Source organism: Candidatus Nitrosopumilus sp. bin_68KS (assembly GCF_054095825.1).
This window is the reverse complement of record NZ_JBSWSP010000008.1, coordinates 150,830-168,592: the sequence shown is the minus strand read 5'-3', so window position 1 is coordinate 168,592 and position 17,763 is coordinate 150,830. Positions and strand designations below refer to the sequence as shown.

Annotated in this window: 16 protein-coding genes and 1 tRNA gene; 10 read left to right on the top strand and 7 right to left on the bottom strand. The window is 30.8% G+C overall.

The window, feature by feature from the left end; genetic code table 11:
• Window positions 1-12: 12 nt before the first annotated feature.
• Complete coding sequence (locus tag ACW9W3_RS02965) at window positions 13-1,116, bottom strand: cobalt-precorrin-5B (C(1))-methyltransferase (protein WP_457764671.1); 1,104 nt, start codon at window positions 1,114-1,116, stop codon at window positions 13-15.
• A gap of 79 nt (window positions 1,117-1,195) precedes the next feature.
• Between ACW9W3_RS02965 and ACW9W3_RS02960 the strand changes: the two genes are divergently transcribed.
• Window positions 1,196-2,065, top strand: coding sequence for an SDR family oxidoreductase (locus ACW9W3_RS02960; protein ID WP_457764670.1), 870 nt, complete (start codon window positions 1,196-1,198; stop codon window positions 2,063-2,065).
• Here the strand turns inward: ACW9W3_RS02960 and metK are convergent.
• Together metK and ACW9W3_RS02950 are read right to left on the bottom strand one after the other, a co-directional pair.
• Window positions 2,042-3,208, bottom strand: a complete 1,167-nt coding sequence (metK, locus tag ACW9W3_RS02955) for a methionine adenosyltransferase (RefSeq protein ID WP_457764669.1) — start codon at window positions 3,206-3,208, stop codon at window positions 2,042-2,044. The two genes, ACW9W3_RS02960 and metK, sit on opposite strands and share 24 nt — an antisense overlap.
• Window positions 3,209-3,224: 16 nt before the next feature.
• The gene (locus ACW9W3_RS02950; RefSeq protein WP_014964213.1) at window positions 3,225-3,470 is read right to left on the bottom strand and encodes a U6 snRNA-associated Sm-like protein LSm6; all 246 of its coding nucleotides are present in this window, start codon (window positions 3,468-3,470) and stop codon (window positions 3,225-3,227) included.
• 108 nt (window positions 3,471-3,578) lie between these two features.
• Between ACW9W3_RS02950 and ACW9W3_RS02945 the strand changes: the two genes are divergently transcribed.
• Window positions 3,579-4,238 (top strand): ATPase domain-containing protein, encoded by a 660-nt coding sequence (locus tag ACW9W3_RS02945; protein ID WP_457764668.1) that lies wholly within the window; start codon window positions 3,579-3,581, stop codon window positions 4,236-4,238.
• 99 nt (window positions 4,239-4,337) lie between these two features.
• The gene (locus ACW9W3_RS02940) at window positions 4,338-7,079 is read left to right on the top strand and encodes a DEAD/DEAH box helicase (protein ID WP_457764667.1); all 2,742 of its coding nucleotides are present in this window, start codon (window positions 4,338-4,340) and stop codon (window positions 7,077-7,079) included.
• On the opposite strand, the gene ACW9W3_RS02935 is transcribed toward ACW9W3_RS02940, so the two are convergent.
• Window positions 7,076-8,452: a single-stranded DNA-binding protein gene (locus ACW9W3_RS02935; RefSeq protein ID WP_457764695.1), complete on the bottom strand. Its 1,377-nt coding sequence runs from the start codon at window positions 8,450-8,452 to the stop codon at window positions 7,076-7,078. The two genes, ACW9W3_RS02940 and ACW9W3_RS02935, sit on opposite strands and share 4 nt — an antisense overlap.
• Before the next feature lie 244 nt (window positions 8,453-8,696).
• Between ACW9W3_RS02935 and ACW9W3_RS02930 the strand changes: the two genes are divergently transcribed.
• Window positions 8,697-9,635 carry an ABC transporter ATP-binding protein gene (locus tag ACW9W3_RS02930; RefSeq protein WP_457764666.1) on the top strand — a complete coding sequence of 313 codons (939 nt, stop codon included), beginning with the start codon at window positions 8,697-8,699 and terminating at the stop codon, window positions 9,633-9,635.
• Window positions 9,619-10,380, top strand: coding sequence for an ABC transporter permease (locus ACW9W3_RS02925; protein ID WP_457764665.1), 762 nt, complete (start codon window positions 9,619-9,621; stop codon window positions 10,378-10,380). The genes ACW9W3_RS02930 and ACW9W3_RS02925 overlap by 17 nt, the downstream gene beginning before the upstream one ends.
• 9 nt (window positions 10,381-10,389) lie before the next feature.
• Here the strand turns inward: ACW9W3_RS02925 and ACW9W3_RS02920 are convergent, their stop codons facing one another.
• The 3 genes from ACW9W3_RS02920 to ACW9W3_RS02910 form a co-directional block, all read right to left on the bottom strand.
• Window positions 10,390-11,127, bottom strand: a complete 738-nt coding sequence (locus ACW9W3_RS02920; protein ID WP_457764664.1) for a GDP-mannose dehydrogenase — start codon at window positions 11,125-11,127, stop codon at window positions 10,390-10,392.
• 68 nt (window positions 11,128-11,195) lie between these two features.
• Window positions 11,196-11,268 (bottom strand) — tRNA-Gln (locus ACW9W3_RS02915).
• A gap of 68 nt (window positions 11,269-11,336) precedes the next feature.
• The gene (locus ACW9W3_RS02910) at window positions 11,337-12,365 is read right to left on the bottom strand and encodes a DUF354 domain-containing protein (RefSeq protein WP_457764663.1); all 1,029 of its coding nucleotides are present in this window, start codon (window positions 12,363-12,365) and stop codon (window positions 11,337-11,339) included.
• A gap of 62 nt (window positions 12,366-12,427) precedes the next feature.
• Here ACW9W3_RS02910 and ACW9W3_RS02905 point away from each other — a divergent pair, with 62 nt between their 5' ends.
• Genes ACW9W3_RS02905 through ACW9W3_RS02885 form a run of 5 tightly spaced genes read left to right on the top strand, consistent with a single transcriptional unit; the run spans window position 12,428 to window position 17,704 of the window.
• A complete protein-coding gene (locus tag ACW9W3_RS02905; protein WP_457764662.1) occupies window positions 12,428-13,567 on the top strand; it encodes a hypothetical protein in 1,140 nt (379 codons plus the stop codon).
• A gap of 35 nt (window positions 13,568-13,602) precedes the next feature.
• Complete coding sequence (locus ACW9W3_RS02900) at window positions 13,603-14,160, top strand: nucleotide exchange factor GrpE (protein WP_457764661.1); 558 nt, start codon at window positions 13,603-13,605, stop codon at window positions 14,158-14,160.
• A gap of 6 nt (window positions 14,161-14,166) precedes the next feature.
• Window positions 14,167-16,026, top strand: coding sequence for a molecular chaperone DnaK (gene dnaK / locus ACW9W3_RS02895; protein ID WP_457764660.1), 1,860 nt, complete (start codon window positions 14,167-14,169; stop codon window positions 16,024-16,026).
• Between the two features lie 48 nt (window positions 16,027-16,074).
• Window positions 16,075-17,160, top strand: coding sequence for a molecular chaperone DnaJ (gene dnaJ / locus ACW9W3_RS02890; RefSeq protein ID WP_457764659.1), 1,086 nt, complete (start codon window positions 16,075-16,077; stop codon window positions 17,158-17,160).
• A gap of 4 nt (window positions 17,161-17,164) precedes the next feature.
• Window positions 17,165-17,704, top strand: coding sequence for a 5' nucleotidase, NT5C type (locus ACW9W3_RS02885; protein ID WP_457764658.1), 540 nt, complete (start codon window positions 17,165-17,167; stop codon window positions 17,702-17,704).
• Window positions 17,705-17,763 lie beyond the last annotated feature (59 nt).

Below are 17,763 nucleotides of genomic sequence, written 5' to 3'. Positions count from 1 at the left end.
TAATAAAATACCTTACTCTTCAGATTTTCTAGCTAAAATATTTCCATCAAAATCAAACAATATGACATCAATTGGAACCTTTTCTTCTGAATGTTTTCTCATATGTTTAAACGTCTCACCACAAATTAAATCAAAAAAACCCTCTATTTTATTTTCAATAATTATTTCTGACACATGTCTTGCTGTATTAGCCTTTTTAATTTTTTGAATAATATTTTCATTTGCATTACATTTCTTTGCTAATTCAGATAGAAAAGTCATGTCAACTTTTGATCCTTTAACATGTGTTTGTTTAACACCTGCTGCCATTTTTGCAAGTTTTCCAATAAAACCAACAACATATGCTTTATTGATATCTTTTTTACCACATTGCTGAATAGTGTACCCTGAAAAATCACCCATCTGCACAAAACAATGTTCAGGCAAATCTACTATTTTTTTTGCAAAATCTTCACTTCTACCACCAGTTGTTAGTACAACTGTATCATTTCCCATTGCAATTGCAACATCAAGATTTTGCCTTATTGACGCTGCATAAGATGCAGTTGAAAATGGAATTACTATCCCACTAGTTCCTAAAATTGAAATTCCGTTAATAATTCCTAATCTAGGATTATCTGTTTTGGGACCTAACTCTTTACCTTTAGGAACTGAGATTAAGACTCTAATTCCATTTTTAAACAGAATTTCTTTTCCTATTTCTCTTAAGTTTTCTGTAATCATTTTTTTGGGTACAGGATTTATTGCCGGTTTGTTAATTTCTAAACCTAACCCTGGTTTGGTTACAATTCCCACTCCTTCTCCACCGTCAATTTCAATTTCATTTATTTTGTTAGTTATTGATAACTCTACAATAATTTCTGCACCATGAGTTACATCTGGATCATCACCACCATTTTTAATCACAGAGCATTTTGCATTATTCAATTCAAATTCACATGAATGTATAGGAATCTGAATAAAAGATCGTTTTGGTAATAGAATCTCTACACTTTCTATTTTTTCCTGATTAATTATTGATAATAATGCTGCTTTTGCTGCAGCAGAAGCTGAACTTCCTGTAGTGTAACCTGTCTTTAATTTTACATTTTCTCCTTCCACATATGTTAAATTCATTTTATGGTATTAACTCTTATTTCATAATTTTTGAGAATCAAGTAAATAGATTTAAAATTAAAACAAACTTGGTTCAATTATGGTTAATTGCCTAAAGATTGTTGTAACTGGAGCAAGTGGATTCATTGCCAAAAATCTTAGAAAACATCTATCTGTAAATAACATTGAATTAATCTCAATATCCAGAAATGATTTTAAAAAATTCAAATGTGAATCTAAAATTATCTCAAACTATTATGATGAAAAGAATCTCCTTAAAATAATTAAAAATTCTGATGTATTAATCCATCTTGTGGGAATAGGTAAACAAACTGTTAACACTGATTACGATATGGTGAATACTGATTTAACAAACCATATGGTTAACCTAAGTAAGAAAGCTAAAATTAAAAAAATTGTTTATTTGAGTGGATTAGGCGTTTCATCAAATACTTCATTAGGTTATTTTATTTCAAAATATAAGGCTGAGCAGCAAATCATAAATTCTGGATTAAATTTCACCATCTTTAGACCATCATATATTGTTGGAAAAGATGATCTTTTTACAAAATATCTAAAAAAACAAGTTAAAAAAGGTGAAATCAAAATACCAGGCTCTGGAAAGTATTCAATTCAACCAATTCATATTGATGATGTTGTAAAAATTATTTTTAAATCACTTTCTGAAGAAAAATTTAAGAATAAAATTATTGATCTTGTAGGTCCTGAGACTATTACTTTTGAGAAATATGTTAAACTATTTTCTAAAGGAACGAACACAAATATTAAAAAAATTAATTTGGAAGATTCTTATCATGATGCAATAACTAATCCAAAATCTGATTTTGGTATTGATGATCTCAATATTCTAATTGGTAATTTCCATGGTAATTACACCAAACTTAAAAAACTCACTAATATGAAATTTGAATCTGTCGTGAAACTATTAGAGTCCGGCCAATTGCTTTAATGTTTCAGCCTTGTCTGTTTTTTCCCAACTAAATTCAGGCTCATTTCTTCCAAAATGACCGTATGATGCAGTTTTTTTATAAATTGGTCTTTTCAAATCTAGTTGAGAGATAATGCCTGATGGCTTCATATCAAAATTCTTTCTAACCAATTCTTCAATTTGATTTTCTGGAATTTTGTTTGTTCCAAATGTATTAACATAAAGTGACACTGGTTCTGCAACTCCAATTGCGTATGCTAGTTGAACTTCACATCTATCTGCTAGGTCTGCTGCAACAAGGTTCTTTGCAATGTATCTACACATGTAACATGCTGATCTATCGACTTTGGATGGATCCTTTCCTGAAAAAGCTCCTCCTCCATGCCTTCCAAATCCTCCATAAGTATCGACAATAATTTTTCTGCCAGTTAAACCTGCATCCCCATGTGGGCCTCCAATCACAAATTTTCCAGTTGGATTGATGTGAATTTTGATTTCAGCATTCCAAAGATTTCCTAAAACTGGTTTGATTACTTTATTTATTATTTCATTTGTTATTTCTTCTTGAGAGATTTCAGGTGCATGCTGTGTTGAAACTACAACGGTTTCAATTTTTACTGGTCTGTTGTTTTCATATCTGACAGAAACTTGGGTTTTTCCATCAGGCCTTGCCCAAGGAAGAACATGATTTTTTCTAACTTCAGCTAATTTTTGTGCAAGTTTTTGTGAAAGTAAAATTGGCATTGGCATAAGCTCTGCAGTTTCATTTGTTGCATAGCCAAACATTAATCCTTGATCTCCAGCACCCTGTTCTTTTTCTTCAGTAGCTGTAACACCTTGACTGATATCTGGACTTTGAGAATGCAGACGTAAAGTTATTTCACAAGTTTCTGTATCAAACATCAAATCTTTGTTGTCATATCCGATATCTCTAATTGTTTTTCTAACTAATTCTTCTTGAGCTTTTTTGTCAAAATTTGCTTTAGATGTTACCTCTCCTGCAACTGCTACAAAGTCTGTGGTTACCATTGTTTCAACAGCTACTCTTGAATCTGGATCTTGTTTGAGAAATTCATCCAAGAATGCATCTGAAATATTATCACATATTTTATCTGGATGACCTTCTGTTACTGATTCAGATGTGAATAGAAAGCTGTTAGTCATTAAATCGCCCTTTTAACTAGAGTTCATTTTCTAGTTTGATAAATAAGACGTTATTGCCTCTTACGATAACTCTTCCATAATTTGCAATTGTTTTACCATCATGAAGCTCTTCAGCATCTGTCATAATCAAATTCATGTATGAATCAACATTGTCCATTTTCCCTTTATACTCTACTTCGTTTTTCAGTCTCACTGTAACTTTCTTCTTTGTACTTTTTTGAAGAGTTGTTAAAGGTCTTTTTGCACTATTTGATTGGGACACTAATTGTTCACTTGTTTTGAAACTTTTTTCTCTTGAATAAAAGCCTTACCTCCTTTGTTAAAATTGAAATTCCTTAAATTTTTTCTTCTTTTTCTAATAATTATACAAATGATCTCTACTGGTTTAGAAAAATTAGATGATTTCTTGTCTGGAGGAATTCCTGATGGAGTGATCGTTGATATTTTTGGTGGGAATGGGACTGGAAAAACTCAACTTCTTTTGCAATTATGTATGAATTCAATCAAAAATGGTGGAAATGTTTTGTATTTGGATACAACTGGTGGATTTAGACCTGAAAGAATTTTAGAAATTCAAAAACAATTAGGAATAGAATTTGATTATCTTGAAAAAATTACTGTATCTAGAATTAGAAATACTTCGGAACAAATCAAATCAATTAACAACTTTGGAAAAAACCATTTCTCTTTAATAGTAATTGATAATATTACTGATTTATTTTCTTATGAATACAAAAACGATGAATCAATCTTTGAAAAAAATTCATTATTTATGAAATATTTGAATCAGTTTTCAAAATTTGCAATTACTAACAAAATTCCAATTATAATTACCAATATGATTAGAATTCTTGAAGATAAAGAAGTAGAAAATATGAAAAGTGCTGTTGATCCTTTTACACACATCAAAATTCATCTAACTAAAAACTCCTCAAAATTTCAAGGCCAAATCTATTGGGCATTTGATAAGCAATCTTTTTCTTATACCATCAATAAAATGGGTTTATCACACAATTCTGAAGATATTTAACGGTCAATCATAATATTTTATCAATGGCAGGAATTTTTGATTCAATTCCAATTATCACTGTTGTGTTATTTGCACTTGGATTGATAGGTGTTATTGTTTATGCGAGATCACAAAGAAACACAACAGACGAATCAAATTCTTGAATCTTTATTTAAAAAATTTGGATTTCCTAAACTAACTGAAATTCAGAAACAAGCTTCCCCATTTATTCTACAAAAAAAAGATTGTTTAGTAATAGCCCCAACTGGTTCAGGAAAAACAGAGTGTGCTGTGATTCCTATTTTTTCAATCATGAAAAAATCTAAAAAACAAGGAAAAATCAAAGCTCTTTACATAACTCCTCTACGTGCATTAAATCGTGATGTATTTCGAAGAATCACAAATTATGCCCAACAAAATAAATTATCAATTGAAATCCGACATGGAGATACAACTCAAAAAGATAGGAAAAAAATCAATGAAAATCCTCCAGATATCCTAATTACAACTCCTGAAACTCTAGTTATACTTTTGACACAAATCAAAATGCTTAATGCATTATCTGATTTGGAATGGATAATAATTGATGAAGTCCATGAATTACTCTCTAGTGAAAGAGGCTCTCAACTCTCATTAAGTATTGAAAGATTAGAATTCAACTCAAAATACCCTCTCACCAAAATAGGATTATCTGCCACAGTGGGAAATTTTGAAGAGGCAGGAAAATTTGTTGTTGGAACTAAAAGAAAATGTGAGATAATCAGAGATACATCAGTAAGAAAATATGATGTAGAAATAAAATTTGTACAAGGCACAATTTCTGATGTTGCAGAAAAAATTATTGATTATGTTTTAGAATTAAAACTAGATTCTCCTGTACTTCTATTTACGAATACTAGAGGCGAAGCAGAATTTCTAGCCTCAATTTTGAAAGATAAATCATCAATTCCTATTGAATTACATCATGGTTCGCTCTCAAAAGAAGTTAGAGAAGAAACTGAATCGTCTTTACGTAAGGGAAGAAGAGGTATTGTTGTATGTACTTCGTCTTTGGAATTAGGCTTAGATATTGGCTCTATTGAATTAGTAATTCATTATGGTTCACCTAGACAAGTATCAAAATTTGTACAAAGAATAGGAAGAAGTAGACATAATCGTGACGCATCAGCAAAGGGATTAATTATAACAAATAATCCTGATGATGAATTTGAAGCTCAAGCAATACTTGATCGTATTCAAGAAGGCTCAATTGAAGAACAAAAAATTCATGATGGCTCTCTGGATGTTTTAGCTCATCACTTGGTTGGACTTGCAATGCAAAGTGGTGAAATTTCAGTTGATCAGGCTTTTGATTTGGTTACCAGAGCATACCCGTTTAGGAATTTACAAGTTAAAGATCTTATAGATGTGCTAGATTTATTGGATTCCAATTACCTGATATTCTTTGATCGAACAAAAATGACTTTTTGGAAGAAAGGCCGTTCATTCAAATATTATTTTGAGAATCTTTCTACAATTCCAGATATTTTAAAATTCAAAGTTTTTGATAGTGTAGGTAAAAAAATTATTGGTTCACTTGATCAAAGATTTGTAGGTGATTTTGGAGATTCTGGAAATATTTTTGTGCTAAAAGGCTCACAATGGCGAATATTAAATGTCGATGAAAAATCTTTCACTGTAAATGTTGAACCATTTAGAGGAGGTGGAATAACTGTCCCTTACTGGGAGGGAGAAAGTATTCCTATTGACTATAAAACTGCAAGAAAAGTAGGAAAATTTCGTAGTAAAGTTAAGAATGGATCCCTTGTTTTAAACAATAAACTAATTGAACAATTAAATTTTGATGTAATACCTGATGAAAATAATATTGTTATTGAATCAAACAGATCTCATGGTTCAATTGTAATTCATTCATGTTTTGGAACTAAAATCAATTCTACTATATCTACACTACTTTCTTCATTTCTTTCATCATTGCTGGGTTCAGTAGTTGATTCACGTTCAGATGGTTATAGGATTGTTTTATCTTCTAGATCACGTATTTCAGAAAAACTTTTCATTGAAGTTATAAAAGATGACTATGATCTACATTCAATTATTAGTGCATCTCTAACAGGAACTCATAATATAAATTGGCGAACATGGTGTATTGCTAAAAAATTTGGAATTGTTGGTCGTGGAGCAATTTACGAAAGAAAATCAGCTAGGTTTTTGTATGAACGATACTATAAAACTGCACTTGTACGTGAAGCACTTCGTGAATTATTTCATGACAAATATGATCTTATAAATTCTGACATTATTTTAAAAAAAATCCGTGAAGATCAAATCCATATTAAATGGTTAGAAGTTGATCAATTTTCAAAATTAGCAGAACCTATTTTAGAACATACAACAAAATATTACTCATCACCTGCAAATCTTGATAAAGGAATTCTTGATCTTGTCAAAGCTCGACTTCAGAAAACAAAGCACCGCTTAATTTGTGCTAGATGTGGTAAATGGGAACGATTAGTTGAAACTAATGAAGTTAAAAATATCTTAATCTGTCCTTATTGTAAGGGAAGACAAATCACTGCAACTTATCATTCTGATTATGATCTCCCAAAAATTATCAGAAAGAAACATGAAGGAAAAAAACTATCAATTGAAGAAAAACACAAGTTTGATCGTGCCTGGAAAGTCTCATCTTTGGTGGAAAACTTTGGTAAAATTGCTATTACCGTAATGTCTGGATATGGTGTTGGTGCTGATACTGCAGCACGAATTTTACGAAATATGGTTGATGAAGAACATCTCTTCAAACAAATCTATGAGGCAGAAAGACAATATGTTGTAACAAGAGGATTTTGGGATTCTTAATTTTTCTTTGTAATTTTGGAAAATGCAGAAATAAACAATTCAATTCTACCTTCTAATCCTGCTTTTGCATTTAATCCAGTTATTGAAACAATTTCACCTAATTCACATTTATCAATTAGTCTTGCTTGATTTCTCCAACCTTTAACCCAAATTTGACCTGTATCATCTTCTACAAACATTTCTGAAAGTGAAATTGATTCTCCAGATTTTGTTTGAACTTCACGTCTTTCAGGAACTTTTAAGATAATTGCTTCAATACAATAAATCCCATCTACTTTGACATCATTGATTTTTGTTCTAATTTTAGATAATGAAGGAATAGATTCATCATTTTCTAATTTTCTTACAAATGAATTATCATCCAATGTAATTGAATTTCCATATACTTTTGATGGCATACACTCTATTACATCACCTTCAACACAAATACTAGTTGAATTTGAAAAATCACTAATGTTGTACAGATTCTTCTTATTATCAACTGCTAAAATCATATTATTTCCCTTCTCGGTTGGTGATATAGAAAGAACTCTTGCAATTACTGGCTCTGCTTCTTTTCCTCCTTCGATTTCAACAATTGTTGCATCATTCCCATGAATTTCTAATCCTTGATTTCCTGATTTGACTTTGACTCCTAACAATCTCACTTTTGCAGATTGTGATATCATGTTGGGAATGGATGATTCGTCTTTTCCCCAAAGTACTACTCTAATACCATTTCCGACTTTTCCTTTTAGCCTCATTCTAAGTGCTTTTCCAGGCATACCTCGAGAGTTAGTAAATTCCATTCCGCTAATAACACCATCAATCATACCTGATATTACAAGATCTTTTTGACCTTCTTGTAATCCACTAATATCTTTTGTAATAGTATCGATAGTTGGAATCTCACTTTCACTATCTGTAGTTTCAATATTTGAACCAGAACCAATGTTTATTGTTGGTGAGCCATCAAGATCTGATTTTACATAAGCTTTAATGATTTTAATTAAATCTCCTGGTTTTAGATTTTCTAGACTTGGCAAATTTGCTTTTTCATCCCATAATTTTACACTAGCAGTAGAGTTTTCATCGTATACTGTCATTGTTCTAAGATAAAATGGAGAACCATCTTTTCTTGAGAATTGTTTTGCTGGTGAAAGATTCAAAACCCTTGTTTCTAATGAAATCTCTTTTGCTCCTGCATAAAGATCTTTTAAACTCATTTCAACTTTTAGTGGCTCAGACAAAGTAACTCCGTAATCAGAAGCAATCAAAAAAATTGCACCCTGATCTGTAAGATATCCCGCACCAATTTTTTCTTTTTTTATTTTAATTTGTTCTTCTACATCTTCTTTTGTCAGTTCAGGTTTTTGCTCAAGTAATTTATTCATCAAATTTTCTATTTCTGACAATTCATTTTTTGTTAACTTGATGTATTAATAAAAATTTCATTAGTTTCTAATTTTTTTTAGATTAGAAGAATGATCGCTTTTAACTCCTTTTTTTAATGATGAAATTCTCAAAAACTTCTTTTTATCAAATTTCTTCATGATTTTTCTTAGATAACTCAATTTTCTTAAGAATGGTCTTGATTTATCTCATTAACTAAATTAATAGGAAGATCGCAGTTTTGTTATGTCATGTATTGATGTTAGGAATCTGTCTAAATTATATGGTTCAATTCATGCTGTACAAAATATTGAATTATCAGTAAAATCAGGACAGGTTTTTGGATTTTTAGGTCCTAACGGTGCTGGAAAATCTACTACAATCAAACTTCTTACCACTCTAATTCCCCCTTCAAGTGGAACTCTATCAATTTTAGGCATTGATGCTGTAGCCCATCCCTTCAAAATTCGTCATAAAATAGGCGTTGTTTTACAGCAACCAAGCTATGAGCCTACATTATCCGTTGAAAAATCTCTTGATAAATATGGAATGATGTGGAACGTTCCAAAAATAGAATGCAAAAAAAGAATGGAACAACTCTTGAAAGACTTTGATCTTGTTGAAATTCGTAAAAAAAGAAATGAAGATCTTTCTATAGGTCAAAGAAGAAGAGTACAGGTTGCACGAGAATTCATGCATGATATGGAATTATTATTTTTAGATGAACCTACTGTAGGATTAGATCCTGGTGCAAGAAGAAAACTGTTAGATTATTTAAAAAATAAAGTTAAAACTGGCCTAACAATTTTTTATACTACTCATATTTTATCTGAGGCAGAATATCTTTGTGACAAAATAGCCATTATTGATAAAGGTAAAATTGTTACAGTTGATTCTCCTGATGCCTTAAAAAACAGATTTGGAAAAGAAAAAACCATTAAAATTCATTTATTAGAAAAACAATTAGATATCCCTTCCCTTTTATCTGGGATACCGGATTGTAAAATTGATTTTGAAACTGGAACCAACATTGTTATTCGTTCAGAACAATCAGAATTAGTTCTATTACAAGTTTTGAAAATACTTAATGAAAATAAAATTGAGATAGAAGATCTATCTGCAGTACCAACAAATCTTGAAGAGATCTTTTTAAACATGGTGAGAGAAAATGCATCCAATAATTAGATTAGTAAATAGAAATCTAACAATTTCTCTTAATCCTGGATTTTTAATTTGGCAGGTTATCTTTCCTTTAATCTATATTTTTGTAGCAGGATTTGCTTATGCACCATTAATTAGTGCAGTTCCATTTGGAAATAAAGATCTTGACTATCCTGCATTTTTAGCTTCAGGAATGATTGGGTTTAATATAATGAACAGTACACTAATTTCTGGTATCATAATTTGGAATGATAGAAAGCATGGAATGTTTGAACAAATTATGTCCGGTCCATTTACTAGGAGTCATTATATTCTTAGCAATATTTGCACAATAGGAATTATTGGATTAGTTAGTGCATCATTAATAGCAGTAGTTGGATATCCTGTATTTTTTGAATCTGTAGAATTTTCTCTAGTTACTATCCCGATAATCATTTTTGGAGCGATTACAGGTTCAGTACTTTTTGGCTCACTAGCCTCAATTATTTCCACTAGATTACGATCAAGTGAGGGATTTAATGTAATTATTAACACTGTTTTTCTTTTCTTTGCATTTGTTAGTACAGCGTTTTATCCAGCAGGTGGTGCTCCTGAACCATTACGAACAGCATTTTATCTAAATCCATTAACATATCTTGTTGATGTAATCAGGGCAGGAATATTTGGAGCTGTTACTGAATTTGTAATAATTGAAATGATAATTCTTGTTGCAATTGCTTCAATATTATTTGTAATTGCATCTAGACTCTTAACTAAATTAGATTTTTAGAATTTAAAATTATTTTTTAAATTGGTCATACATCTCATTTATTTTTTTAATCATATCTAAAACCTCATAGTCTATTAAATTTAGATTAGGAATTACGCAGTGTCCTCCAATAATTCCTGGATACATTTTAGGTCTATTACCTAAATTTTCATGAATTTCATCTGCAAATTTCCACATCTCGTCAAAATCAATACCTTCTTTTTCACAAATCATTTTTGTTATTTGTGCATAATTTATCAACCATCCATAATAACTCGTATCTACTAATATCTTTGCTAATTCTGCAGTTTTTGTTGTTGACATCCAATCAATTTTCTCAAATCTATTTACTAAATCATTTTTAATTTTAGGATCTATATTTTTTTCATCTGAAGAAATAAATTTTGTATATTTTTTGATATCATCTAAAAATCTTCTATGTACTCCACGAACTGGTGAATATAAAACTAAGACTTTAGATTTATCTTGAATCATTTTAGTGGTTCCAGGTTTCACAGTTGAATGTACTAAAATAACTTTTATCCCATCAATCTTATTAATCCAATTCACTGTAATATCCACAAATTCTGGTAATTCTCCTGGTAAGCAAACATGAAGATATTCAGGGTTTTCAATTTGTTTACTCTCCGAAAAATTCTTACATTTTGAAATATCAACATCAATACCTATACTTTGAAAATTTCTTTCTTCAAGAAGATGAAATAGTGTTTCTCCTACTTCACCCATTCCTAAAATAATATCAGTCATTATGCCTAATTCCAATAAAACTATCTGTGGTATATTCTTGTTACGAAATCATATTTTATTAAAAAAAGTAGCCCGGCCCAGACTCGAACTGGGGTCAAAGGCTTCAAAGGCCTCTATGCTTGACCGCTACACTACCGGGCTGCTAAATCGAGCACTCTCATTCCCTTAATGAACTTTTTATCTGAATTTGAGTCTTAAAATAACTCAAATCATTGATTGATAATTTTGATTAGTTTTTCAATGGGATTTTCCATTTGTCCAACTATTTTTTTTGCTCTTTTTTGATTTTTGCTGTTTGATGATTCAAAAATATTGTTAATATATCTAGAAATTTTAATTGGATCTGTTTCTCTTTTAATCAAATATTTTTTCACCAAAAAATTCTCTATTATGTTTGGAACCGCATTATATGAAATCGTTGGAATTCCCATTAGTGCTGATTCAGCTGTCATTGTTCCCCCTGATCCTACAAAAATATCCGTATTACTTAGCAAGTGTTTTCCATCAAATGTCATTTTTACAACTTTAGCCTTTTTATCAATTATTTTTTGAATATTTTTAATTTGTTTTGTATATCTACCCAAAATTACAATATTTTCATTGTTATATTCATTTACAATTCGTTTGATTATTGGAATTATTTTACTTGATTTTGAAGCATATGCTGCTTCTTCTTCTTCTATTCTAATCAAAATATTTCTCCTATTATTTTTCTTAAATGGGGATGCCTTATTTTGATTAATTTTTCTTTTAATTGTTACAGATGCATCTATGGCATTGTATGATATAATGTCTTTTTTATCAATTCCATATTTTGAAAATTCATTTTTTGGTATCACATTAGGAATCAATAATTTTTGAATTAATGGTAATGTTAATCGCATTACTGCAGAAGCATGTGGTGAATCACAAAATGCTATGTGCTTAATTCCCAATCCAAATGAAATTCTGGCAGCTTCAGGAGAACAAAAACTAATTGCTATTTCTGGTGAAAACTTCTCAATTATTTTGGATAGTTTCTCTATTCTGATAATACTAGCTTTAAGCTTGGTTTTTTTATCTCTACCACCGTGTTTTCCAACAAAAATAAGGTCAAAATCACGTATTTTTGCTAATTTTGAAACTTCATTATAGTCTCTAGATGTACATAAAATTTTATGTTTTTTTCCTAATTTCTCAATTATTGGTTCAGAAAACAATAATTGTTTCGGAGTGAGAATATCTATCCATATTTTCAAGTAATTTTCATAATTCTAGTTAGTTCAATAAGTTTTTCTTAGTCCATTATCAGTGTAAATGTATGGGGGGAGCAAAAGTTGTCGTTTATGGTCTCAGTACAGAGGGATATGCAATTGCATCACAAATGGCAATCAAAGGTGCAGATGTTTACATAATAGATGAATCTACTCCATCAGCAATTTCTCTAAAAGCAGAAATAGCTAAAACATATCCTAATGTATCTTCTCTAAAAGAAGATGAACCTCTTTTGGCTATGGAACCAATTGATGTGGCCATTTCTAAAGCTCAATATCTTTTCTTTACACCAAGAATTAGAAAAACAGGACAAGATATCAAAACTGAAATACATTCAAAATTTAAGGATGCAGTTACTTCATTAAAGAAAAATAGCTCTGTTGTTTTTACACTTCCAACAGGATTTGGTGGAAATAATGAAAATATTTCATTACTTGAACATGTAACCGGTCTTGAGGCTGGAAAGCATATTTCTTATTTTTATTATCCATTAGAAGATCTAAATCAACAACCAAAAATTATTGGTTCTTTTAATGGGAAGAAAGATCCAATACTACATGATTTACTTACTCTAGGTAAAAAAGAAAAAAGATTTGTAGCCATTTCATCATCAGAACATTTTCATGCGATTAATGTCCTATCTAGATTTTCTAGTTTGTGTAGTGTTTTGGAAGTTTGTAAATATGCTCAAGACGATGTTACTAAAAATGATCTTTCTTCAGATGATTTTCAAGAGATATTCCTAGATAATATGGTCAGTGGTCTATTTGATCTGAAGTCTTTGGGTTCCTCATTTGAAGGAGCAAATTCCCTCATGTACCTAATTAATGGAAGTGTAAAGGGTATTGATGGTTATATCAAACGATTAATTGATGAAATTCGAGCTACTTTAAAGAAAAATGATCTCAAAGCAAGTAGAACAAAAATTGCATTATCATGGACTCTTGATCAGCATGCAATGCGCGGTGATAAAATCGAAATGCTTCAAAATTTGACATCTAGATTGCGTGATTATATTGGTGATGTTGAAGCCTATGAAGATCCAAATTTTGATTTATTTCATAGTGATAAAACCACAATTGTCGTAGCCTGTTCGAAAAATGATTTTGATATAATTGAAAAAACCAAACAAGGTTCTGAATTAATTATCGTTAAGGCTAATCCTTTATGTGAAACAATTCAATAATAGTATAAATTAGCTAAAAAATTATTTTCTTTGATTTGTCAAGTGAAAAAAATTCTGATGAGATACCAATAAACATAATATCTGAAAAACAAACAGATTCTGAAGATTCATCGGAAGAATCAACTACAATTAATGTTGAAGAACTAACAAAATTACTTGATGAAGAAAAAGCAAAAGTGTCTGAATGTGAAGAAAAATTAAAACACATATTGGCAGACTTTCAAAATCAAAATAAAAAAACACAATCTGATATAGAAAAAGGCGTAAATACAAAAGTAGATGAATTTATGTTGGATTTTCTAAAAATATATGATGATTTTATTCGTGCAAAGGAAGTGTTGTCTGACAATAAAATAAATTCAGATGGATTAGAGTCTATTTTAAAAAACATGGATTCACTATTAAAAAAATATCATGTAATTCCAATTGAATCTCTAGGAGAAATATTTGACCCAAATTTCCATGAAGCAATTTCTATTATTACTGATCCCGATTTAGATGACAATACAATTACAAAAGAGATCAGGAAAGGATATATTTCTCATGAGAGAGTTATAAGACCGACATTAGTAGAAATTTCAAAAAAAGGATGATAAAAAATGGCAAAAATAATTGGTATTGATTTAGGAACAAGTAATTCTGCAGCAGCAGTAGTAATGGGTGGAAAACCAACAATTATCCCAGCTGCTGAAGGCTCCACTGTGGGTGGAAAAGCATTCCCATCAGTTGTAGCATTTTCTAAAGATGGGGATCTCTTGGTAGGTGAGCCTGCAAGACGACAAGCAATTACAAATCCTGATAGAACTATTGTTGCTGCAAAAAGGAAAATGGGAACAGATTATACTTTTAAAATTTTAGATAAAGAATACAAACCTCAACAAATTTCATCATTTATTCTCCAAAAAATCAAAAAAGATGCTGAGGCTTTTATTGGTGAACCTGTGGAAAAAGCAGTAATTACAGTACCTGCATACTTTGATGATAATCAACGTCAAGCAACTAAAGATGCAGGAACAATCGCTGGCCTTGATGTGGTCAGAATTATTAACGAACCAACCGCTGCATCTCTAGCATTTGGATTAGATAAAGCAAAAGAAGACATGAAAATTCTTGTTTTTGATTTTGGTGGTGGTACATTAGACGTAACAATAATGGAAATGGGTGGCGGTGTCTTCGAAGTAATGAGCACATCAGGTGATACTCAGTTAGGTGGAACAGATATGGATAAAGTTCTGATTGATTTCATTGTTGATGAATTCAAAAAGAAAGAAGGTGTGGATCTTTCACAAGATACAACTGCAATGACGAGAATTAGAGAAGCTTCTGAAAAAGCAAAAATTGAGTTATCAACTGTTATGGAAACTGATATCAATTTACCATTTATTGCACAAGATCCTTCAACAGGAGCAAAAAATCTTGAATTGAGATTAACTAGAGCTAAATTAGATGAGCTAATTGAACCAATAGTTGAACGATGTAAACCTTCTATATTGAAAGCACTTGAAGATGCAAAACTTTCCAACTCTGATATTAATAAAATTGTCATGGTCGGTGGACCAACAAGAATTCCATTAGTTAAAAAATTTGTAAGTGGTATTATAGGTAAAGAAACTGAATCTGGAGTTGATCCAATGGAAGCTGTAGCAATGGGAGCAGCAATTCAGGCAGGAATTATTGCCGGAGACGTTACTAGTGATATAGTCTTACTTGATGTAACTCCACTAACACTAGGAATTGAAACTTTAGGTGGTGTACGAGAACCACTAATTGAAAGAAATACAACTATTCCAACTTCAAAAAGTAAAGTTTTCACTACAGCTGCTGATAATCAAACTGCTGTTACCATTCACGTTGTTCAAGGTGAACGTCCAATGGCAACTGATAATGTTTCATTAGGAAGCTTTAATCTAACTGATTTACCTCCTGCTCCAAGAGGAATTCCCCAAATCGAAGTAAAATTTGACATTGATGCAAACGGAATAATCAATGTAACTGCAAAAGATCTTGGAACGCAGAAAGAAGCAAAAATTACCATTGAATCAACATCAAAATTATCTAAAGAAGAAATTGAAAAATTAAAAGAAGATGCAGAAAAATTCTCTGATGAAGATAAAAAGAAGAAAGAAAAGATAGATCTTAGAAATGAGGCAGAAAGTTACATTTACACTACAGAAAAATTGGTTAATCATGATTTAAAGGATAAAATCTCTCAAGAACAAGGAATTAAAATTACAGATGCTGTAAAAGAAGTCAAAGAAGTTTTAGATAAAGAACCAAATGAACTAAAACCTAAACTTGAAGCATTACAATCTTTGGTAAATGAAGTAACTACAGAACTTTACAAAAATGCTTCACCTCCTCCAGATGCTGAAGGACAAAGTGCAGGTGCTGAAGGACAACAAAGTACTGAAAATCAAACTAACGAATCATCTTCAAACGATGAAACAAAAACTAACTAATTTTCAAATTCAATCATTTATACGGTAATAATTGTAAAGGTATGATTCATGGCAGCAAAACGTGATTATTATGAGGTTTTAGGAGTTTCAAAAACATCTTCTACAGATGAAATAAAAAAACAATATCGAAAACTAGCTCTAAAATTCCATCCTGACCGTAACAAATCTTCTGATGCAGGCGAGCATTTTAAAGAAATCTCTGAAGCATATGCAGTACTTTCTGACCCTGAAAAGAAACAACTCTATGATCAACATGGTCATGCAGGTGTAGATGGAAGATATTCCAGTGAAGATATTTTTCAAGGTGCTCGAGGAGATTTCAGTGATATTTTTGGTCGCGGTGGAGGAGGATTTGATTCTATTTTTGAATCAATATTTGGTCGCGGTGGAGGAGGATTTGGTTTTAACCAACAAAGAGGCTCTGACATTCTATATGAAACTTCAGTAACATTAGAGGATGTCCTTCATGGAAAAAAAATGGAAATTGATTTAGAAAAACAAATTCAATGTAATAATTGTAATGGAAGTGGATGTAAACCTGGAACTAATAAGAAAACATGTTCCACATGTAATGGTCAAGGACAAGTAAGACAAACTCGAAACATGGGTTTTGCATCTTTTGTAACTGCAGCACCATGTTCCACATGTAATGGTCAAGGTTCGATTATTGAGACGCCATGTAATGAATGTAGAGGTCAAGGTAAGAAAAAAGGTAATAAAAAAATAACTTTTGAAATTCCACCTGGAATTGATTCAGGAGATTACACAGTTCCAGATGAAGGAAATGAGGTTCCAGGAGGATCAAATGGTGATTTGATAGTAAGAGTGAGAGTTAAACCTCATTTAAAATTCAAAAGAGACGGAAAAGATATTTTTTATGATCAGGATGTTTCAATGATTGATGCTACATTAGGTTGTGATATTGTTGTTCCAACTTTAGATGGAAACGAAAAAATTAAAGTTGATTCTGGTAGTCAACCAAATACAATTATCAAACTAAAGGGAAAAGGAGTCACACACATTAATTCTAGAGGTAAGGGTGATCAGTATGTTCGAATTGTTGTAAATATTCCAAAAAAACTCAGTAAACACCAAAAAAAGCTTCTAGAGGAATTTCAAAAAGATAGTGACTAGTTAAATGAAAATAGCTTTGGATGTTGATGGTGTACTTGCTGATGTAATAGTGCCTTGGTTAAATTTTAGTAATAAAATTAGGCCTAAAATCTCAAAAAATGATATTACAGATTGGGATTTTTGGAAGAAACATCAAATTAATCAATATGATTTCTATACAGAATTAAGTGCCTGCTGGAAAAATTGGAATTCCATCCCTCCTACTGAAGAAAATTTATCATTAGTTACAAAAAATCTTTTAGAATTAGGTCAGGTAGATATTGTTACTGCGAGAGAACGTTCCACTGATATTTTTGTAAAAAATTGGCTAAATCATCATAAAATATTTTTTGATAATTATGTATCTGTAATAGATGGACCTATGAAAGCTGATTTAGATTATGATATTTTTATTGACGATTCACCTCTAAATACTGTAAAATTTCTTAAAAATAAAAAAACAGTAATTCTTTACTCACAACCTTGGAATCAACAAATGTATGATAATAAAATACATAGAATTTCAATTCTTGAAGAAGCTATAGAAAAAATTAAATCTGTTTAGTCTTTTACAAGTTTTCTAATATTTACTTGATGCCCATTTCTGACATGAGAAGAATGAGT